The organism is Acinetobacter sp. 778_lipA (assembly GCF_058242985.1).
Genome location: NZ_JBZAYT010000001.1, coordinates 226,127 through 247,391, shown reverse-complemented (window position 1 = coordinate 247,391; position 21,265 = coordinate 226,127). Strand labels below are relative to the sequence as shown.

Annotated in this window: 19 protein-coding genes; 10 read left to right on the top strand and 9 right to left on the bottom strand. The window is 38.5% G+C overall.

Going from position 1 to position 21,265, the window contains the following annotated elements; genetic code table 11:
* Window positions 1-244: 244 nt before the first annotated feature.
* Together AC4CUY_RS01220 and AC4CUY_RS01215 are read left to right on the top strand one after the other, a co-directional pair.
* Window positions 245-1,270: an OmpA family protein gene (locus AC4CUY_RS01220; RefSeq protein ID WP_490773568.1), complete on the top strand. Its 1,026-nt coding sequence runs from the start codon at window positions 245-247 to the stop codon at window positions 1,268-1,270.
* A 430-nt stretch (window positions 1,271-1,700) separates the two neighbouring features.
* Complete coding sequence (locus tag AC4CUY_RS01215) at window positions 1,701-1,895, top strand: hypothetical protein (protein WP_004718119.1); 195 nt, start codon at window positions 1,701-1,703, stop codon at window positions 1,893-1,895.
* A 213-nt stretch (window positions 1,896-2,108) separates the two neighbouring features.
* On the opposite strand, the gene AC4CUY_RS01210 is transcribed toward AC4CUY_RS01215, so the two are convergent.
* Window positions 2,109-3,767 carry an acyl-CoA dehydrogenase family protein gene (locus tag AC4CUY_RS01210; RefSeq protein WP_419327044.1) on the bottom strand — a complete coding sequence of 553 codons (1,659 nt, stop codon included), beginning with the start codon at window positions 3,765-3,767 and terminating at the stop codon, window positions 2,109-2,111.
* An 80-nt stretch (window positions 3,768-3,847) separates the two neighbouring features.
* Here AC4CUY_RS01210 and AC4CUY_RS01205 point away from each other — a divergent pair, with 80 nt between their 5' ends.
* The 4 genes from AC4CUY_RS01205 (at window position 3,848) to AC4CUY_RS01190 (ending at window position 7,445) form a co-directional block, all read left to right on the top strand.
* Window positions 3,848-4,483: a TetR/AcrR family transcriptional regulator gene (locus AC4CUY_RS01205; RefSeq protein WP_336952211.1), complete on the top strand. Its 636-nt coding sequence runs from the start codon at window positions 3,848-3,850 to the stop codon at window positions 4,481-4,483.
* A gap of 507 nt (window positions 4,484-4,990) precedes the next feature.
* Complete coding sequence (locus AC4CUY_RS01200) at window positions 4,991-6,511, top strand: catalase (protein WP_490773567.1); 1,521 nt, start codon at window positions 4,991-4,993, stop codon at window positions 6,509-6,511.
* 102 nt (window positions 6,512-6,613) lie between these two features.
* On the top strand, window positions 6,614-7,060 hold the full coding sequence (locus AC4CUY_RS01195) for a thiol-disulfide oxidoreductase DCC family protein (RefSeq protein ID WP_490773566.1): 447 nt from the start codon (window positions 6,614-6,616) through the stop codon (window positions 7,058-7,060).
* Complete coding sequence (locus AC4CUY_RS01190; RefSeq protein WP_336952214.1) at window positions 7,047-7,445, top strand: DoxX-like family protein; 399 nt, start codon at window positions 7,047-7,049, stop codon at window positions 7,443-7,445. The genes AC4CUY_RS01195 and AC4CUY_RS01190 overlap by 14 nt, the downstream gene beginning before the upstream one ends.
* A gap of 2 nt (window positions 7,446-7,447) precedes the next feature.
* Here the strand turns inward: AC4CUY_RS01190 and AC4CUY_RS01185 are convergent, their stop codons facing one another.
* The 4 genes from AC4CUY_RS01185 to AC4CUY_RS01170 all read right to left on the bottom strand — a co-directional run bounded on the left by AC4CUY_RS01185 (window position 7,448) and on the right by AC4CUY_RS01170 (window position 10,790).
* The gene (locus tag AC4CUY_RS01185) at window positions 7,448-8,098 is read right to left on the bottom strand and encodes a hypothetical protein (RefSeq protein ID WP_336952215.1); all 651 of its coding nucleotides are present in this window, start codon (window positions 8,096-8,098) and stop codon (window positions 7,448-7,450) included.
* Between the two features lie 64 nt (window positions 8,099-8,162).
* Complete coding sequence (locus tag AC4CUY_RS01180) at window positions 8,163-8,663, bottom strand: hypothetical protein (protein WP_336952216.1); 501 nt, start codon at window positions 8,661-8,663, stop codon at window positions 8,163-8,165.
* Between the two features lie 55 nt (window positions 8,664-8,718).
* On the bottom strand, window positions 8,719-9,849 hold the full coding sequence (locus AC4CUY_RS01175) for an MBL fold metallo-hydrolase (RefSeq protein WP_336952217.1): 1,131 nt from the start codon (window positions 9,847-9,849) through the stop codon (window positions 8,719-8,721).
* Between the two features lie 2 nt (window positions 9,850-9,851).
* Window positions 9,852-10,790, bottom strand: coding sequence for a cation diffusion facilitator family transporter (locus AC4CUY_RS01170; protein ID WP_336952218.1), 939 nt, complete (start codon window positions 10,788-10,790; stop codon window positions 9,852-9,854).
* Window positions 10,791-10,917: 127 nt separating this feature from the next.
* On the opposite strand from AC4CUY_RS01170, the gene AC4CUY_RS01165 reads away from it, so the two are divergent.
* The 3 genes from AC4CUY_RS01165 (at window position 10,918) to AC4CUY_RS01155 (ending at window position 13,591) form a co-directional block, all read left to right on the top strand.
* A complete protein-coding gene (locus tag AC4CUY_RS01165) occupies window positions 10,918-11,376 on the top strand; it encodes a GNAT family N-acetyltransferase (RefSeq protein WP_419358939.1) in 459 nt (152 codons plus the stop codon).
* 513 nt (window positions 11,377-11,889) lie between these two features.
* Complete coding sequence (hcaR, locus tag AC4CUY_RS01160; protein WP_490773565.1) at window positions 11,890-12,798, top strand: DNA-binding transcriptional regulator HcaR; 909 nt, start codon at window positions 11,890-11,892, stop codon at window positions 12,796-12,798.
* Window positions 12,799-12,919: 121 nt separating this feature from the next.
* Window positions 12,920-13,591 (top strand): DUF1345 domain-containing protein, encoded by a 672-nt coding sequence (locus AC4CUY_RS01155; RefSeq protein ID WP_336952221.1) that lies wholly within the window; start codon window positions 12,920-12,922, stop codon window positions 13,589-13,591.
* A gap of 137 nt (window positions 13,592-13,728) precedes the next feature.
* On the opposite strand, the gene AC4CUY_RS01150 is transcribed toward AC4CUY_RS01155, so the two are convergent.
* The 4 genes from AC4CUY_RS01150 to AC4CUY_RS01135 all read right to left on the bottom strand — a co-directional run bounded on the left by AC4CUY_RS01150 (window position 13,729) and on the right by AC4CUY_RS01135 (window position 16,931).
* Entirely contained in the window at window positions 13,729-14,334 is a 606-nt protein-coding gene (locus AC4CUY_RS01150; protein WP_490773564.1) for a glutathione S-transferase family protein, read from the bottom strand.
* A gap of 57 nt (window positions 14,335-14,391) precedes the next feature.
* Window positions 14,392-15,093 carry a helix-turn-helix transcriptional regulator gene (locus AC4CUY_RS01145; protein WP_336952223.1) on the bottom strand — a complete coding sequence of 234 codons (702 nt, stop codon included), beginning with the start codon at window positions 15,091-15,093 and terminating at the stop codon, window positions 14,392-14,394.
* A 77-nt stretch (window positions 15,094-15,170) separates the two neighbouring features.
* Window positions 15,171-15,839 (bottom strand): HAD-IA family hydrolase, encoded by a 669-nt coding sequence (locus AC4CUY_RS01140; RefSeq protein WP_336952224.1) that lies wholly within the window; start codon window positions 15,837-15,839, stop codon window positions 15,171-15,173.
* 153 nt (window positions 15,840-15,992) lie between these two features.
* On the bottom strand, window positions 15,993-16,931 hold the full coding sequence (locus AC4CUY_RS01135; protein ID WP_336952225.1) for an RluA family pseudouridine synthase: 939 nt from the start codon (window positions 16,929-16,931) through the stop codon (window positions 15,993-15,995).
* 768 nt (window positions 16,932-17,699) lie between these two features.
* Between AC4CUY_RS01135 and AC4CUY_RS01130 the strand changes: the two genes are divergently transcribed.
* Window positions 17,700-21,119: an Rne/Rng family ribonuclease gene (locus tag AC4CUY_RS01130; protein ID WP_336952226.1), complete on the top strand. Its 3,420-nt coding sequence runs from the start codon at window positions 17,700-17,702 to the stop codon at window positions 21,117-21,119.
* The last annotated feature ends 146 nt before the right edge of the window (window positions 21,120-21,265 follow it).

Here is a 21,265-nt window from a genome sequence, read left to right as displayed (position 1 = left end):
TTGATCAAGTTTGTGACTATTTTCTATTGCACTCTTTTTAACTATTGCATCAAGGCAAATTTGCAGACTTATCTCAAATTGATTTTAATCATCAAAAGATCATTTTTAATTTAATTAAAATTTTACAAATCAGATTGAAAACTTCATGTAATTCATGAGTATTGTTATCTATAGTATTTAAAGAAATTTGAATATAAATATGCTCAATAAAATATAGGGTGATGAGTTAGAACTGGAGGATCATGTGTTCAATCAAAAGAAATTATCGAGTTTTCTACTATTATTGGTTATTCCTACACTTGGTTTAATCGCATGTAGTAAACCTGAGAAAGCAGAAGTCATAACAACTGAATCAAGTGCGAGTTCTGTACCATCTGAAACTGCGAAAACTGAATCTACAGAGAACACTTTTGATCTCTCCAAGATTCCAATTTCAAATATTACACTTGGTCAGTTTCCATATATTTCTTTGCCAAATGGTTATCAGTTTCACGAAGCAACGACCGTAAATTTTGAGAAAATACCATTTTGGACAGGTCAACATATCGAAAATATTGAAGGTCAATTATATAGTGCAGCCATTCAACAAAATGAAAATTATAAAGAAGGAAGTTTTTTAGAATTGCAACGTAATTTGGAAAATGTAATCCAGCAATTGGGTGGCAAACAAATTACACAGAGTAAAATTCCTCAACAAGAATTAGAAAATATCCCACAAAAATTCCAAGTCGATTATGTTGCAGGATTGGGAGATATTTTTAATAACCCGACACAGACCTTTGTGATACGTCAAGCCAATAAAAATATTTGGTTCCAATTGACACAGGCAGGGAATGGACATGCTGGCCTATTCGTCGCAGAAACTAAACCTGTTGAAATTACAGCTAAAGTATTAAATTCAGACCAACTCAAAACAGCTTTGGATAAGGACAATAAAGTCAATATTGAGGTTAACTTTGCCACGGATCAAGCGAATATTTTGCCCGACTCTCAACCCCAAATTGAACAAGTCATTCAACTGCTAAAAAACAACCCTGAACTCAAATTGAGTATTAATGGTCATACAGATAATTCAGGTAATACCAAACATAATCAAACGCTTTCAGAACAACGTGCAAATGCTGTTGTTAAAGCTTTAACCAATAATACTGGAATTCAACAAAGCCGTTTAACAGCCAAAGGCTTGGGAGATACACACCCTATTGCGAATAATTCAACTGAAGACGGTAAAGCTTTAAATCGTAGAGTTGAGCTGATCAAATCTAATTAATTCTGTGAAATGCTGAGTTCAATGAACAAAGAAAACTCATTATAAATAAATGGGTTTTCTTTTAAAAATAGCTCACTCACTACATACCCGATGTCCTCAGTAAAACTCTATCTAGCAATCGTTTTACATCCACAGCTTGCATATCTAACATTTCAGCAACTCATCCATAAAACATACTATAAGGTGTTTTAATAAAAGCATCCGCTTGTAATCTACTGTTGATTCTTCCGCTCATAAACAAATTTTTATTAAAAGATAAAAACTGCGATAACAACAACTTATTTACTGAAATAAAAACTTAATTACAACAAATTTCAATAAAAAACATAAATATTAAATATTTTCAACAATATAAATTTGCCAAATCCAAAAAATGCATATATATTGTATATACATTTTTTGGATTATCACCTTTGGGGATAAATACGTCATGGCTGAATTACCCAAAAAGACAAAGGTGAATAAAAAAGATGGGCAACTCTTAATTCGCATTAACAGTGCTGAGCGTGACCAGTTTTTACAACTCTGCGAAACGATGGATACCAGTGCAGCGCGTGAGTTAAGAAAATTTATCCGTAGTTTTATCAAAAAACATCAGCCAACGGATACTCAAACTAAGGAGTAACATGATGTCTAAGCAAGTTAAATCTTTAAAACAGAAAATCAAAGCACGTTTGGAAAAAATCTCCAAACACGAAGGTAAATTGAAAAAGCTCAAAAAAAAGCTTAAAAAACAAAAGTAATTTCGATTACACATCCCAAGCTTGAACTTTGATAAAAGTGGCTTAAAAAAAAGCGGCATTATTTACATAATGCCGCTTTTGCGTTTTCGAAGGGATTAAGCTAAAGCTCTATCTAACAAACGTTTTACATCCACAGCTTGTGCATCTAACATTCCGACCACGCGTCCATAAAACGCACTATAACGTGTTGCAATAAAAGCATCCGCAACAAAATCTGGTGCATATTGTTTCAGCAAAATAGCTTGTGCCAAGATAACCAAACGACTGACTAAGCTACGTGCCATAAATTGCAATTCATCTGCTTGTAAGCCATTAAATAATTTAAATAAAGCTTGTAATTCATCTTGTAAAATTGGATCTTGAGATGCAACTTGTGCAAATGATTTAAATAAGACTTCAATTGATTCACGGTCACGTTGAATTGCACGTAATACATCCAAGCACATCACATTACCAGAGCCTTCCCAAATGGTGTTTACAGGGGCTTCTTTAAAAATACGTGCCATGATTCCTGTATCGACATAACCATTGCCACCGAAGACTTCCATCATCTCACCTGTCAACTCCACGGCACGCTTACACACCCAGAACTTTGCTGCTGGTGTCATGATTCGTCTCCATGCCAGAGATAATTCATCATCACTCTCATAGCAATGCGCAAGATGAAAACTCAATTGCATGGCTGCTTCTGTTTCCAAAGCTAAATCCGCCAATACCGCTTGCATCAACGGTTGTTCCGCCAAATGTTTACCAAAGGCTTTACGCTGACGGGTATAGGCAATACATTGCACCAAAGCCTGACGTAACATCGCACTTGAACCGACTGAACAGGTCAAACGTGTATAGTTTGCCATTTCAATAATCGTGGGAATCCCGCGCCCAGCTTCACCGATCATAATGCCCCAAGCATTTTTAAATTCAACTTCTGAGCTTGAATTACTGCGATTACCCACTTTATCTTTGAGTCGTTGTACTTGAACCGGATTTTTTGTCCCATCTTCTAGCCAACGTGGTACAAAAAAGCAGGCCAATCCATCTTGTTCAGTTTTTGCCACGACTAAATGTGCGTCACACATTGGTGCGGAAAAGAACCATTTATGTCCTGTCAGTAGATATGCTTGCCCACGTCCTGACTCAGCTACAGGAACAGCCCGTGTTTCATTGGCGCGCACATCTGACCCGCCCTGCTTTTCCGTCATCCCCATACCTAACCAAATTGATTTTTTCTGAGAAATCGGAATGTCACGTTCATCGTATTCAGTCGATAAGAGCTTTTCACCAACTTTTGCCCACAACTCAGGTTCATTTTGAATTAAGGGAATACTACCTAGCGTCATAGAATTAGGGCATAGATTGCCACACTCGACTTGTCCACTCAGGAAAAATCGAGCCGCCCAATCGACCCATTTTGAACTTGATTGTGGATGATTAAATGGATGTGCGTGTGTGTCAAATTGTCGATTTAGCCGCATCCATTTATGCCATGCAGGATGAAACTCTAGAAAATCTTTACGGCGACCACGAGCATCAAAACTATGTAATTCAGGAGTATGTCGATTGGCCAAATCGGCATATTCATAATATTCAGTAGAACCCGCAATCTTTGAAAACTCAGTTAGGCATTGCTGATCCTGACTGCCATAACGTTGCAAAATTTCTTGTAAGACTTGATCTGTAGTCAATAAATTATAGTTTTGCAGTTCGTCAAACTGATTGCTGATTTCATGTGTTTGCCAATTCTCTGCTGTGTTCATCCTGAATTCCTGTCTTGTTGTTTTTACCAATTGCATTCAGTATAGAAGAAAATACCTTCAAGGATGTTCGGATTATTTTTATGGCTTTACCTGCAATCAATGTGCGTCGTAAACCCCGCCAATCAAGGGCACGTATCACGCAAGAAGCGTTGATGGAAAGTTTTGTTCGGCTTTTACATGAACATCCTGCCAATAAAATTACCATTCGTGAAATTACTGATCTTGCTGGTGTGGGTTTAGGGACGTTCTATGAATATTTTTCTAAAAAAGAAGATTTGATTGCTTTAACCATTCACCAACATGTAAAAAGCAATGCAGAAGTCTTAAAAAGTTATGCACAAAGCGTGTATGACTTATCCACAAAATCAGATTTTCAAAGCTATTTACAGCAAATTATTCATTTTCAACTTGAGCAAATTCAAACACAACAATTTTTATGGGCCCAGTCTTTCTTATTAGAACGACAGGTTTCCAGTATTGAAACGTATCAAAAAAGTTATGCCATGATGGTAGAGATGTGGCAAAACATGCTGAAACCTTTTATTCAGGATGATGAAAAACTTAAACAAATGAGTCTAAATGTACAAAGAATTTGCTATGGTGTTGTCTCGCAGACATTGCTGATCGAACCTGAGTTTAAGGATTGGAAAGTTTTGGAGGCGGATATGGTTCAAATTATAAATAGCGTTATATGTATTAAAAAACAGATTTTCTAAAATTGAATGCAATCAATTTTCGCTCTGCAAAATATTCTCAAATGGATGAAGACAAGTTGGTTGTATCCAAGTCCATTTTCACCAAAAAACACAAGCTGTTGATTTTTATTTTTTTATATTTTAAACCATCATTATTATTGTAAATAAAAGCTGAATTATTATTTTACCTATCAGTACGCAGAGCTCTGCCCTATTAATCGCCAAAACAAATCAATAACAATATTTTTATCAATTTTACAAATATAAAAAATCACTCTAAAGTAAAGTTATCGCTTTAAAACGTTGATTGCTCTTCCTTGATCAACAATTTTTTTAAAGCAGATATAGGCCAGTAAGTTGTTTCTAAAAATAAATGACAAATCATTTATTTTTAGATCAATTAGATTTAACAATTGTGCACTATATTGGTTTTTCAATTACGGTTAATGTCATGTAATAGCGAATATTCTTTATCTATTCCATCTATTCAAAAATGAATACATGATTAATTAAAAATGGAGAAATAGAATGAGCCAAGACTCAAAAAAATGTCCTGTAACCCACCTGACAACGGCCTTTGGTGCACCTGTTGTAGACAACCAAAATAGTTTAACGGCAGGCGCACGTGGTCCTCTACTGGCACAAGATTTATGGTTAAACGAGAAACTGGCCAACTTTGCACGCGAGGTTATTCCTGAGCGCAGAATGCATGCAAAAGGTTCAGGTGCTTTTGGTACATTTACCGTAACTCACGATATTACCCAGTACACACGCGCTAAAATATTCTCACAGATTGGCAAACAAACGGAAATGTTTGCACGCTTCACCACCGTAGCTGGTGAACGTGGTGCAGCAGATGCAGAACGAGATATTCGTGGTTTTGCACTCAAGTTCTATACCGAAGAAGGAAACTGGGATCTCGTTGGGAACAACACTCCCGTCTTTTTCATGCGTGATCCACGTAAATTCCCAGATTTAAATAAAGCCGTAAAACGCGACCCCAAAACCAATCTACGTAGTGCAACCAACAACTGGGATTTTTGGACGTTATTACCTGAAGCTTTGCATCAGGTGACGATTGTGATGTCTGATCGTGGTATTCCAAAAAGCTTCCGCCATATGCATGGTTTTGGTAGTCATACGTACAGCTTTATCAATGCAAACAATGAACGTTTTTGGGTCAAATTTCATTTCCGCACCCAACAAGGCATTGAAAATTTAACCGATGCTGAAGCGGAAGCGGTTGTTGCTAAAGATCGTGAAAGTAATCAACGTGATTTATTTGATTCGATTGAAAATGGTAACTTCCCAAAGTGGAAGCTTCAAATTCAAGTCATGCCTGAAACAGATGCAGAGAAAGTCCCTTATCATCCATTTGACCTTACCAAAGTTTGGCCTCATGCAGATTATCCACTGATTGATGTGGGTGAGTTTGAGCTGAATAAAAATCCTGAAAACTTCTTCCTTGATGTAGAACAATCAGCTTTTGCACCAAGCAATTTAGTTCCAGGTATTAGTGTTTCACCTGACCGTATGTTGCAAGCGCGATTATTTAACTATGCCGATGCTCAACGCTACCGTTTGGGTGTGAATTATCAACAAATTCCTGTCAATGCTGCACGTTGCCCTGTTCACTCTAATCACCGTGATGGTCAAGGCCGTGTCGATGCAAACTATGGCGGTTTACCACACTATGAACCGAACAGTTTCAGCCAATGGCAAGAACAAGCTCAGTTTAAAGAACCACCATTAAAAATCAGTGGTGATGCAGATTATTGGGATTTCCGCCAAGATGATTCGGATTATTTCAGCCAACCACGCGCTTTATTCAATTTAATGAATGATACGCAAAAACAAGCACTGTTTGATAATACGGCGGGTGCAATGGGTGATGCACTTGATTTTATTAAGTATCGTCATATCCGTAACTGTTATGCATGTGATCCAGCGTATGGTGAAGGCGTGGCAAAAGCCTTGGGCTTAACTGTTGCAGATGCACAAGCTGCACGGGATAGCGATCCTGGTAAAGGTCATCCTGGTTTTCAATAAGTCTAGTTCAATAAAAGTCATTCAATAGAAACCGCCTTCGGGCGGTTTTTTATTTTGTATAAATGCACTATATTGAAGAAACTCCCAATTGCGAGTAAAGCCATGCAACAGAAAATTGAAACGCTAATTCAACAACATGACATCATTTTATTTGATGAAATCTGTGTGTTATGTAATGGCTGGGCAAAGTTTTTAATCAAATATGATACACAGGCACAATTTAAATTAACTTCGGTGCAATCACCTTTAGGACAAGACATCTTAAGACATTACCAAATGCCCACTGAGCAATTTGATAGCATGTTGGTGATTAAAAATGGGCAAGCCTATAGTGAATCCACTGCGTTTTTAAAAGTGATTGAAAGCTTAGGACCACCCTTTTCATATTTAAAAATGGGGTACGGGATACCTAAATTTATCCGAGATTTTCTATATTGCCGAATCGCTTTAAATCGCTATCGTTTATTTGGTACAACTGCACAGTGTTTACTGCCTTCATCTAAAAATAAAAAACATTTTTTGGAACATAGCATTGATGCAAAATTCTAAAGTACTTCAGAATGCCTTATTGACCATTCATATTTCACTGGCTGTATTATGGTTTTATCAAGGGCTCATCCCTAAAATTATATATAAAGTCATCGAAGAGCAACAATTTTGGCAATTTACAGGGATTCAATTGTTGCCCATTCCTAGACTTATTGAACTCTCAGGATTTGGAGAAATAATATTTGGTGGATTATTTCTTATTTTTAGACAATCAAAGCTTCTGCATTATTTAAATATCATCGCGATGCTGTTGTTTTTACTGGTTGTTGCGATCGTTTATCCACACTATTTTGCGCGGGGTTTTAATCCTTTCATCATGAATACCGCAATGGCCACACTGTCTATTGTCGCAATTCAACTTCTCAATGCTCAAAAAGCCGAATAAACTTACATTCGCATATTTGTACCAAACTGCTCTTTCCATCCTTTGGTTTCAGTCGCAATTTGCTTGGCAAGTTTGCTTTTCACTTCTTGAATTAAGCGCGCCCGTTCCTGTCCATGCACAAATCGACCTTTATAATCACTTTGCATGGTTTGAATATATTCACTCAATGCACGTTGTTGTTGCTTAGTTTTTGGAGCGGTATGCAAAAATTGAAGGTATTCCTCATCTGGGTTTGTGCTAAGCGGATCACCCAAAATATCTTCAACATATAGTACAGCACTGACTAATTCCACTTTACCCTTTGCATCCACAGTATAGGTTTGTTTGCGCACACCATAAGGATAGGTCCAGAGTCCCTGCCGATCACCCGAAGCCCAGTAGCTATAAAAAATAATCTTATTATCTTTAATCTCATAATCACCCAATTCAATCTGGAGAATACTACAGTCACCCGTGGTTGAATAAATTGTATGCGTGAGCAGCTTTTTATTATCTCGATATAATTCAATATCTTTTCGTAATAAATCAACATCATCTTGATTCATCCCTGTTTTCAACTCAAAATTATTTTGATTAATTTGTATATTTTGAGTCTCAGCAAAAGCTGTACTAGATAATGCCAGTAACATCAATAAAGTTTGGATTATTTTCATTATTCATCTCCCTTGATTTTTCAATCAGGAATCAACACTATTTTTTAGTCTGGGTAAATACCCCCTAATCCTGACACAGCTTTTGCAAAACTGGAAGTATTTCACCTGCCTGACTAAAGGGTTGTGTCTGACGATAATGCTCGACCTTTTTAACCAGTTTATAGTTTTTATCATCCTGACTTTTAAACTGCTCAAGTCGTGTAAATGTCCGATCCTTACACAGTACTTGATAATAATTAATCATGTATTGCCTTTTTGGGTTCACACTTTTAACCCAAGCTTGAATAAGTTGATTCCCATCAGATATTGTGGTGATACTTTCAAAAAATTGATTATTTGAATTTTGATGAATTAATTTCCATTCATCACCCGTTTCCAAGTCATATTTTTCATTGAGAGGTTTGATACTCTCTGTATCATCTGCTGCTGGACTATCTTCTTCGGCTGTTGCCATAGTCATCTGATCTCCATCAGCCCCAGCCGCTTGAGTTAGGTCTATAGATTTTGCAGCAACTGAGCTCATCACCAAGCAAAACAACAAAGTACTCGATAAGATTTTTATCATTTTTAGTCTTCTCAATTTTTTAGCGCTCTCAATTTTTATGGCTCAATAAGACTCACTACACCACCAATTTACGGCCTTCACGAATACAGTAGAATGGATTAATCATTTTTGATGAATTCTTCATAGCCTTTTGTAAATCCTGCTCAGGCTGTTCCCGCGCTTCATCCGTCAATTGGAAAGTACGGTAATGAATTGCCAAAGAACGCTTGGCTTGTAAATCTAAATGCGCCTGAAAAGCATCTTGTGGATTCATGTGCATATATTTCATTAGCGCTCTTGGTTCATACGCACCGATTGGCAATAACGCAATTCGCGGTGAACCTAACCGTTTTTGAATTTCTTTAAAATGCGGTGAATACCCCGTATCGCCAGCAAAGAAGAAATGACCATGTTGCGATACCACAGAAAAACCACCCCACAATGCAATATTCTGATCACGTAAACCACGACCCGAGCCATGCTGTGCTGGGGTATAAATAATTTTTAAGTTTTTAAACAATGCAGATTGCCACCAGTCCATCTCAATCACATGGAACTCTTTAGGCAAGTAACAGGCATTGCCCAAACCTGTATAGATTGGCATGGCAAACTTGTTGTGTAGCCATCTTAAAGAGGCTAAATCCATATGGTCATAGTGATTATGACTGAGTAAAACTGCATGAATCTCTGGCAATTGTTCTAAAGCAATTCCAGCAGGAATCACACGTTTTGGTCCACGCCCATGTTTCGGACTAACATAGTCGGCCCAAACAGGATCAGTTAAAAAGTTATAGGGACCAATTTGAACCAGTACAGTCGCATGACTCACAAACCAGATTTGCCAATCATGTTCATCAGCATCTGGTCGATTCTGAGGTAATACGCGTGTTGCCGCATAGAATTCTGATGATTCTTTTTGGGTATCCACATTCCAAGTATATGATTTTCGGGTACCCAGCCATTTCATCAAATCCCAACGGCTACGCCCTTGTGGTTTACGTACTTCATTAAAGAACCGTTCACCATTGTGCTGATTTGAACCAATCACACTAAATACAGGTTTATACCATGTATGTGACAGACAATTTTCAGTATCAATTCGATAATGCAATTGTTGAACTTGCTGAGATGGAACAGTCTTATTTTGCATTGTGTTGTCTTGTACCGTTGTATCTTCAAGACGGACCATTGGCTCTTGTTTCGACATGATTACTCTAAACGCCCTTTCATTCTTTCAAGCCATACTTGCTGTGTTTGTGGCTTCACGAATAATGCCACGATTTCGGGATGAATACTTTTAATCTTTGCTTCAATTCTGTTCACACAGACTTCGATATCATCTGAAGTTAAACTATCTTTAAACTCTAAGCTTAAAGAAGCAATCACTTGATGTGCGCCCATTTGTTCAGTCAATACGCCATTTGCTGAATGTACGGCAGGATCTTCTTGAGCAATTTTCAATACATTATGACGCAGTTTTGGATCTGCTGTTTCACCCATCAACAACCCTTTGGTTTCCCTTGCCAAAAGCAAGGCTGATATAGCCAAGACAACACCAATCAGTACCGAAGCCACACCATCTAAAACGGGTAAATTAAACTGCTGAGCACAAAATATTCCAAGCAATGCAATGATTAAGCCAATTAGAGCTGCTGAGTCTTCAAATAAAACAGTAAAGGTTGTCGGATCTTTACTGCGACGGAATGCTTCAAAATATCCCATCTGACCTTTGGTCTTTTTAAATGTTTTCAACGCAATAAACCATGAAGCTCCTTCACAAAGCAGCGCAAACCCGAGTACCACATAGTTGACCAATGGGGATTGTATAACTTCTGGATGACGAATATGTTGAATACCCTGATAAATTGAAACTACCGCACCTAAAGCAAAAACCAACAGTGCAACAATAAAGGCCCAAAAGTATAACTCTCTTCCATAACCGAAGGGATGATGATAATTTGCAGGCTGTTGTGATTTTTTTAAACCATACAGCAATAAGATTTCATTTAAAGTATCTACGACAGAATGGACTGCCTCACTGAGCATCGCTGAACTATTTGTAATATAGGCGGCAACAAACTTAACCAGAGCAATGGCTAAATTGCCCAAAAGTGCTGCATATACAACAATTTTGTTGGAATCTGACATTTATTGTCCTGTTTTTTATCATCAAATACATCAATTTGATTTTTATAGCTGTCCTGCTTCATATTAGCGAAACTATCTGTGATTTTTCTTTATTTTTTGTTGTTTTTCACAATTGAGTGAATCTTTTATGGAACCCAATTTAACCAATATTCTAAATACTCCGTCGCAGTCTCATCCACAATTATTGAAAATTTGGGAAGCTTCTGTGCGTGCGACTCATGACTTTTTAAATGAACAACATATTTTACAAATTAAAACACTCATCATTCAGCATCATTATTTTGATCATGTACAGTTGTTTCATGTGGAACGTGAAGGTCAAATCGCTGGGTTTATGGGACTGGCTTATCAAAAGATTGAAATGTTATTTATTGACCCTAATTTTTTTGATCAAGGCATCGGTTCAATGCTCATTCAAAAAGCTTTTGAGTTAGGTGCACATGAAGTAGATGTCAACGAACAAAATATTCGTGCTTTGGAGTTTTATAAGAAACATAACTTCCAACAAATTGCGCGTTCAGAACTTGATGCTGAAGGTAATCCATTTCCAATTTTGCATTTAAAATTAAAGAAGCCATCCGTCTAAACGTTTTGAGATAAAGCGATATCAAAAACATCAGCATGAACGCTCTCATCAACTCTAGAATCTCTAGATACATAAAGCTGACTTTACCCAATCTCAAAGTCAATTTTATGAAATTCTCAGTATAATCATGTCTATAAGACAGATTGAAACAACTTAAACCAGTGCAATCAAACACTTTTCAAGTGTTCGTTCATATAAATTAATGAAAGTCTTGATATCAATTCTTTCATTCCTGCAAGTACGCTTTTGACAAGCAAGAGCCATAGATAAATTGATGCAACTTTGTACAAATGATTGCTTCTAGGCTAGAGCTTAGAGAAATATTTTTTATTTTTATTAAGATATTTTATAGATTATTCACCATGTTATTTTCTATATTAAAATAACAATGAATTTTAAAAGTTCATTTATTTTCTAAATACTATAATCATCTTCACCTGACAGTTGTTTATAGATTATACTATTATAAAATATTAGTAAGACATTTTTTGGATTATTCTTTGGACGCGTTATATGGAATTACGACATCTGAGATACTTCATTACTGTGGCTGAAGAACTAAACTTTAGCAAAGCAGCACTGAGACTTTATACGGCACAACCCTCACTCAGCCAACAGATCAAAGATCTTGAAGAAGATGTCGGTGTTCGACTGTTAAATCGGACAAAGCGTAAAGTTGAACTTACCGAAGAAGGCGCTGTTTTCCTTGAACAAGCACGCTTAACCTTAGCGCAAGCCGATAAGGCTGTTGCGATGGCCAGACAAGTTTCCAAAGCCAAACAGCAATTGTTAAGGATTGGGTTTGTGCCCGTTGCTGAAATGAAAATTTTCCCTTATGTATTGCCTAATTTAAGGGTACAAAATCCTGATCTCAAAATTGAGTTATTTAACTTAAATAACCTTGAACAAATACGTGCAATGAAAAAGGGTGAGCTAGATATCAGCTTTAGCAGACACAATTTTCATAATGAAGAATTTGAAAGTAAATTTGTGCTGCGTGAGCCGTTAATTGTTCTTTTACCCAAAGACCATCCTTTAGCAAAGCATGAACGTATCCCTGTTAAAGCATTAAATGCTATCGACTTTATTATCCCTGCCGAAGAACAATCCAGCACCTTACATAACACCATTTTAGAATTTGCCAAACACAATAATATTGAATTGAATATCGTCCAAAAAGCTGACAATATTTTACTGAATATCAACTCAGTTGGAGCGGGCTTAGGCTGTACAATTTTGCCGAGTTATATTGCGCCATTGACCACCAGTAACACCGTCATTCGACCTTTAGATATTGAACTGCCCTATCTAGACTTGTATGTGAGTTATCGAAAAAGTGCTGGCTCGGTTGCTATACAAAAGTTCATCGAATTATTAACCAAAGTATTTTATTTGGATATCAATCGCTTAGATCAAGAATAAGAGCACTGCTCCAAAATTGACACAGCATTGTTTTTTAAATAGGACGGCTTAAACACATAAAACTTATGTCCATTTTTTTTACGCAAATACATCTCAATTTTTAACTTAGGCGGTGTCCATCATGATAGGACGTGCATTTCATCAATTTCGATCAGGTATACAGTCTCGCCCATACTTCTTTATTAGTTTTCTACTCACTGCAGTTGTATATATGGGGATGTCTTTTGGTACAGATTGGCAGTGGTCAACCAATTTGTTATTCAGTTGGAATATTGCCATTTTGATTTATCTCATCCTAACGATGAAAATGCTCTGGGCAACCAATCAAGCGCATATTTTAAAGCGTGCTCAACAGCAGGATGCTAGCAAATGGATCATTTTGCTGTTGGTTGTGCTCTCACTCATCATGTGCTTTATTGCCATTATTATTGAACTGGCACATTTGCCCGATGTGACTGGAATTAAAGCAGGACATATCGCTTTAGCGATTTTTACCATTATTTTTGCATGGTTATTTATGCATACCATTTTTGCTATTCATTACGCACATGACTTTTATTTGGCCGTAGAGAATCGACAGGATGGAGGATTGGACTTTCCGAAAACCCCTAAGCCAACCTATCCTGAATTTTTATATTTTAGTTATGTCATTGGTACTTCTGCACAAACTGCAGATGTATCTATCACTTCTCGCTCAATGCGAGTTTTAAATATTCTACATATCCTTTTGGCATATGGATTTAACACGACGATTTTGGCGATCTGTATTAATGTTGCTGCAGGTTTTATTTAACAGAAGTAAAAAATAGTGGGATTAACACCAAAATCCAATCTCCAAAGTTTTTTATAATTTTCTGCGCTTGAATATGACTAAAAACCTCAATACAAACCCAGTATGAGATCATGCTAAGTTTGCATCGTCTTGATGATTTAGTCGCTAAAAAGCACTTGATTATTTCTTAAGTTTTTTCTGCTTTTGATTGAATTAAGATACTTTTCAATTGCAGGATGGCTTTCAATCTCTGCCATCTTCAATTGCCAAAATAGCATGGAGCCAACAAACACATCGGCTACCGTAAATTGCTCACCACATAGATAAGGTTGAGCCTGCTCCAAGCCCTGAATTAAAGCCGTATAGCTGTCCTGAAAGTTTCCATAGCCAATATGCATTTTTTGTTCATCGGTAACCTCAACCTTTAATGCGCGATCCGTTGTGGCTGCATCCCACGGTCCAGCAGCAAAGAATAACCAACGGAAATACAAACCACGTTTTGGATCATCCAGCGCTGGTGCAAGCCTTTGATCAAAAAACTTATCTGCCAAATAGGCGCAAATTGCAGGCATTTCATAAATCACCACATCGCCATCGACTAAGGTGGGTACTTTGCCAAATGGGTCAATGTTTAGATAAGATTCCGACTTCATTTCAGTGTGATAAGCCAACTCAATTTTTTCAAATTCAGCCCCCAGCTCAATCAGTAGCCATTCAATAACAAGACCTCTAGACTGCGCGTTGCTATATAGTTTTAAGCCCATTTTTCCATTCCTTTATAGTGGTGTATTGAATATAAAGGGCGGCTGTGTCAGTTTTTGTCAGGAGCTTTTTAGCATGGATTTTTTTTGCAGCTCTTTTTGCCACCATGCCTGAAAAAGATGGCGCTTAAACTCTGGGTAAATGATTTCAGTCACATTTAATTTTTGTATACGATCTAAACGAAAATTTCGAAAATCTTCACGTAATTCACACCATGCAGCCAACAGCATTTTGTCATTGAAATATCCTAAAACAAAAGGCCAAAGCATACGGGTAGAAATATTTTGTTTTTCATCTAAATAATGCACTTCGATCTTGACCTGATATCGAATAGCTAGACGTACTTGTTCGACAATTTTTTCGTCAACCACAAGCCAATGGTTGATAGACCGAAGCATGGTTTCATCAATCAGCTCTTGTTTATTCTTGGGCAATACTGCATTAAGTTTGGCCAAAACTGAATGTGCAGCATTTTTCAATGCTGGATCTGGCACTGACCTTAACCAATGCAATGCCAAGAACACTGCTTCGACTTCTGTTTCATCCAAACTCATCGGAGGCAGTAAAAAGTTTTCTTTCAGCTGAAATCCTAAGCCCGCACTGCCCTCAATATTAACACCTTGGTCACGTAAACTTTCAATATCCCGATAAACACTTCGGACACTAATCTCCAAATGTTCTGCTAAGCATTGCGCGGTAATGGGATAACGCTGTTCACGTAAAAGTTGTAATAAAGTGAGTAATCGAATAGAGCGGCTCATGGTCAATTTTTTTATTATAACTCGTTGGTTTTATCTAAGTTTACGCTGAGAGCAATCTGCAAACAGCGTAAAAGCAACTAAGCAACTTCAGGTGCCTTAAGCTGTTGAGCTAAAAACTGATGTAAATGATCGACGTTATCCGCGATCGTCAGCGGATTAAAACGCTGTAATACATCAATCGCATGTACCCCATAACTCACCCCAACACGTGGCATAGCGATATTCTGTGCCATTTCTAAGTCATAAGATGTATCACCCACCATAATGGCTTGCTCCGCCTGAATTCCAGTATAATCTAAAATTTCAGCCAACATCAATGGATCGGGTTTGGATTTGGTTTCGCTGGCCGCACGGGTGATCTCAAATAAATTCTGACTCTGGGTCTGAGCCAAAACACGATCTAAACCACGACGGCTTTTTCCTGTTGCGACTGCCAATTTGATATTTTGATTTTTTAAATCATGCAACATTTCAGAAACGCCAGCGAACCACAAATCATCTTTGGAATGCTCAACATAATGATCACCATAGCATTTTAAAATTTCAGTATGTAACTCTGGAACTTGAGGAAATAACACTTGAGCAACTTCAGGCAACCCCAAACCAATAATACTTTTCGCAGCATCAGCTGTTAACGGCTGCTCAAATTCTTTTGCAGCCACCAACAAACTCGCCACAATTTGCCCAACTGAATCAAATAAAGTGCCATCCCAATCAAAAATGATAAGCTTTACAGGTTTTTGCATGAATTATTTCCAATATTTGCTCAGTGTACGCATGACTCATTTTTAAATCTTATACGCTTTACATGACAAGCTAACGCATTTTTAAATACAAAGGGAACTTTTCATATAACAAGTTCCCTTTGTGTAAAAGATAAACTGAGCAGCAAGATAGAATCAATCTTTCTTTTGTGCTCTTAATTGTGCAACCAAGCTTTGCATATCTTCCGGTAAAGGCGCTTCAATCACAGGATAACCTGGAATTTCTAATCGCATCGCATGTAAGCTTAATCTCCGAGCTTTTGGTCCACGATATTCTGTTTCATGACCGTACTTATCGTCACCCACCAAAGGATGACCAATACTTAAGCCATGCACACGAATTTGATGGGTACGACCCGACAATGGAGAAGCATAGACCAATGTTGCGTGCATAAAGCGCTCTGCCACTTTCCATTGTGTCTTAGATTCTTTACCTTCATCTGAAACACGTACACGACGTTCACCATTGGACAATTCATAGCGCAATAAAGGTTGATTAATCAACTGTTGGTCTAAGCTCACTTGACCTTTGACAATTGCAGCATAGGTTTTTTTAATTTTATGCTCACGCAACAAGTCTTGTAGCGTTTTCAAGGTGCTACGTTTTTTACTCACCATCACCAGACCTGAGGTATCACGGTCAATACGATGAATCAATTCCAAATATTTTTTACCTGTCGCCGCACGTAAGCCTTCAATTAAGCCGTATGCCACACCGCTTCCGCCATGTACTGCAATTCCAGAAGGTTTATTGATCACCAATAAACCTTCATCCTCATACACCACACGGCTAAGCAAGCTTTGAGCAACTTTATCGGATACAGGTACATCAGTTTCATCTTTTTGCTCAAAGCGAATAGGTGCAACACGGATTTGATCGCCAATTGCCAGCTTAGTTTCTGCTTTTATACGCTTTTTATTGACCCGCACTTGACCTTCACGAATTAAACGATAAATACGGCTTTTCGGCACACCTTTCAGGCGAGTAAATAAGAAATTATCGATGCGCTGGCCTTCTTGATGCTCGTCTACTTCAAACCAAGTTACATTTTGCCATTGTTGCGTAGAATTCATACAGTTAGGTGATCCAATAAAAAACTAAAATTTGATTAAAAACTGATCATTTAGACTATGCTTTTCATACAAAATAAGCATATAGCCCATAGGCAGATGATTCAAGGTTTGCTATAGTCAGCGCACGGATACCACCGTAAGTGAAATTTAGTGCCACCCTTTTTTAAAAATGAAAGCGTGACACATACGATAAAATTCACGACAGATGCGGAAAGGTCCCAAAAGAATATGCCGACGCCGAAGGCTTTATTATATCGGCAAAAAGACAAACTGTTGCGTTTAATTGTACTTAAAGTACAGAAATCAGTTTGTTTAAAAATATATGTCGCCAACCCAGACGTTGGTTTTTAAACATAAACTGATGCACATCAGGCAAGTCGCTGTAGAGTGTTATTCAGGACATAAGTGTTTGAGGCATTGGAACTGCACAATTTGTAAAGGTACGATGATAATTCCGTATCAAGACGCTCTCACAAAAGTTGAGATGCTCTTCGAGCAATGTGATAGTGAAAGACGAATCAAATCAGTCATCCAATGCACCACTTAAGTGCCAGTGAAAACCTCAAAACTTTAATCGTGCAAAGATTAAAGAAGTATTGCAGCATCAATACAGGTATCAAACCCAACCTTGCTCAAAACAAGTGGGTAAATTACTCAAATCATATTGGATGTATCCGTGATTTGGGCATTGATCCAATATTTTAGATGTTCGCTTCACTTAAAAAGATAGCGAGTTGTTGGTGTGAATCACTATTAGGTGTTACACCCATGAAACGTATGTTGATTAATGCAACACATGCCGAAGAAGTTCGCGTTGCACTCATCACTGGTCACCGTCTTTACGATTTCGATTTAGAAAACCGTACACGTGAACAAAAGAAAGCCAATATCTATAAAGGCCATGTCACTCGCGTAGAGCCTTCTCTAGAAGCTGTATTTGTAGAGTATGGAGCAGGTCGTCAAGGTTTCTTGTCAATGCGCGAAATTGCCAATACTTATTACAAAGCAGATCCTCGCCAAACTTCAAATATTCGTGAACTCATCACTGAAGGCACAGAACTTCTCGTTCAAGTTGAAAAAGAAGAGCGTGGCAACAAAGGCGCGGCACTTTCAACCTATATATCTCTTGCTGGTCGCTATTTAGTATTGATGCCGAACAATCCGAAAGGTGGTGGTATTAGCCGTCAAATTTCGGGTTCAGTTCGTGAAGAACTTAAAGAAATGTTGGCGTCATTAAATACCCCACGTGGTATGAGCGTGATTGTTCGTACAGCAGGGATTGGGCGTTCACAAGAAGAACTTCAACTTGACCTTCAACATTTGCTAGATCTTTGGGCTCAAATCCAAGGTACTGCAAACTCTGGTCCATCACCAATGCTTGTTCATCAAGAAGCGGGTGTTGTGACACGTGCTATCCGTGACTATTTACGTGATGATGTTGCAGAAATTTTAATTGACTCAGAGCAAGCCTATAACGAAGCCTATAACTTTGTTAAAGCGGTTATGCCAAATCAATTGGATAAGTTAAAAACCTATACTTTAAATGAACCGTTATTTGCGCATTTTGGTATTGAAAGTCAAATTCAAACAGCTTATGAACGTGAAGTTAAACTTCCTTCAGGCGGTTCAATTGTGATCGACCAAACTGAAGCACTTGTTTCAATTGACATCAACTCAGCGAAATCAACACGTGGGCATGATGTAGAAGAAACTGCACTCAGTACCAATTTAGAGGCAGCGGAAGAAATTGCTCGCCAATTACGTTTACGTGATATTGGTGGTTTGGTTGTGATCGACTTTATCGATATGACCAAAGAACGCAACCAACGTATGGTTGAGGCCAAACTTCGTGAAGCGACGCAAAGTGATCGTGCCCGTATCCAGTTCGGTCAATTATCTCGTTTCGGTTTAATGGAAATGAGCCGTCAACGTTTACGCCCATCTCTTGAAGAAGCTACTGGTTATGTATGCCCTCGCTGTCATGGCACAGGCATGGTGCGTGATTTACGCTCACTTTCTCTTTCAATTATGCGTAAAGTTGAAGAGATAGCATTACGTGAACGTCAAGGTGAGGTTCAAGTTGAAGTGCCTGTTGAAATTGCAGCATTCTTGTTGAATGAAAAGCGTCACAGTCTGGTTTACTTAGAACAAACGTCAAATGTTCGTGTGACTGTATTGCCACATCCACATTTAGAAACTCCACATTACGAAATCTCATATAACCCTGAAGGTTTTGCGCCAACAAGCTATGAGCGTACTGAAGCTACACGTTCAAGCGAAAAAGAATTGGGCTATGAGTCATCTGAGTGGCATTTGGAAGAAGAGCAAACGCAACACAATACTGCACCGGCTCAAGCGCAAAACAATAAGCAAAATAGAAAACAACAACCTGCTCAACCACAAAAAGTTCAACAAACGGTTCAAGCACAAGTTGCTCAACCAGCTTCAAGCCCATGTGCTTGGTTAGAAAATCTGTTTGTCCAAAAGCAAGCGGCAACAGTTGACCAATCACGTTCTGCAAACAATGCAGCTGCGGCAATTGAACAAATGATTAATGGCGGTGCTATAAGCCGTGGTCAATTTGGTCAAGTGAATAATAATGTTGCTCCAACAGCGATTGAAGCTCAGGTTATTCCTGAAACCAATGCTTATCTTTCACATGCACCTGTTCAAAAACAAGAACCGCGTGAATATGAAAAACAGGGCGAGAAAGAAGAAAGAGCACCGCGTAACAACAACAATAAAAACAAAAATCGTAACAAGCATAAAGAGCCACGTGAACAAAATACTGATCAACATCAAGTGATTGAAGAAGTGGTTCAGGTGCCTCGTCAAGAGCAACGCCAAGAACAGCGTCAGGAACAACGTGATCAACGTCGTCAGCAAAAGCAGCCACGTCAACAGCATGATCAAAATGCTGAAGCAACCCCTGCTGAACAAGCGGTTCCACGTCGTGATCGTAACCATCAGCAACGTCCAAACCGCCCAAATCGTCATCGCGATAGCAGCGTGTTTAATGATGAGCAACAACAAGCGCCAAACAACAATGCGCCAGTAGAGCATAATCAAACTCAAGAGCAACAACCTAAAGTTGAACTCATTGACACACCGAAGCATGCAGCTCTTGAAACAGCTTTAGTGGTCAATCTTGATCAAGCTCAAAGTGAAATTGTGGCATTAAACCCGCAACAAGTTGCTGCGCCAGCAAGCAACAAACCGAAGCGCCATGATCGCAATGAAAAAGCTGAAACTGTTGCTAAAGCACCTCGCACTGTAGACGCTCAACCAACTATTGCGCCTGCTGTAGAAAGTCAGACCGTAACTACTGAAGCAAAAACACCTGCAGCAGAGGTTCGAGTAGAACAGCCTGTGCAACGTGCCAGCAATGACCCGCGTCAAAAACGCCGTCAACAACGTGATGCTGCTCAAGCAAAAGCAACAACCCCTAAAATCGCACCATCTCAAGTACCGACATTAAATCAGTACACAGTGGGAACTTTGATTCGTCATGTTTATGGTGATGACTGTGCGGTATTGATTGAACAGTTTGGATTAATTCCAACATTCAATCGTGCATTGGTTAAGTTTACTGAAGAATATTCAGCGACCTTAACTGTGGAAGAAAAGACCGATGTACAAACCAAGCAGCCTGTAACACGTGATGTTGCTATCTCTAAAGCAGCGCCAGAAGCACAACCTGCTGATGTCTTAGACTTAACGCCACCAAAGCCTGAGAATGATCGCCGTGTAGCGAATGATCCTCGTGAACGTCGTCGTTTAGCAAAACAAGCAGCTGTACAAGCAAAGCAAGAGCATCAAGCTGAACTTGAGCAACAACCAGAAGAAGTGGAAACTGAGACTCAAGCAAGCCCAGTTGAAGCAGCACCTGTGGTTACTCAAAAAGAAGAAGTGCAAGCTGAAACACCCGTAGAAACTACAGTTGAAACAGCGCCTGCGGAAGTTGAAGTGGTCAAAGAAGCCCCAGCTAAGCCAGTTGAAAAAGCAATTGTTGCAACTGAAAAGGCGAAAAAGCCACAACAATCACTTGCTTTAGATACGACTGCTGAAGTTGGCATAGATGAAGATGCCCAAAAGGCAGACAATGTGGCAACAGATGAAAAACCGGCCCGTCCTCGTCGCCCTCGTGGCCGTCCGCCAAAAAAAGCGACACCACCAGCGGATGAGTAATGTGTAAAAATTTGCTTAAAATGTAGCGATTAAAGAGAACCTAGTCATTTCGATGGCTAGGTTTTTTTGCTATTTTGAAGAGATTATCAGGACATTTGTCAGATTAGGTTGATTGCACTAGTCTTATACGATTAAAAAGACAAATG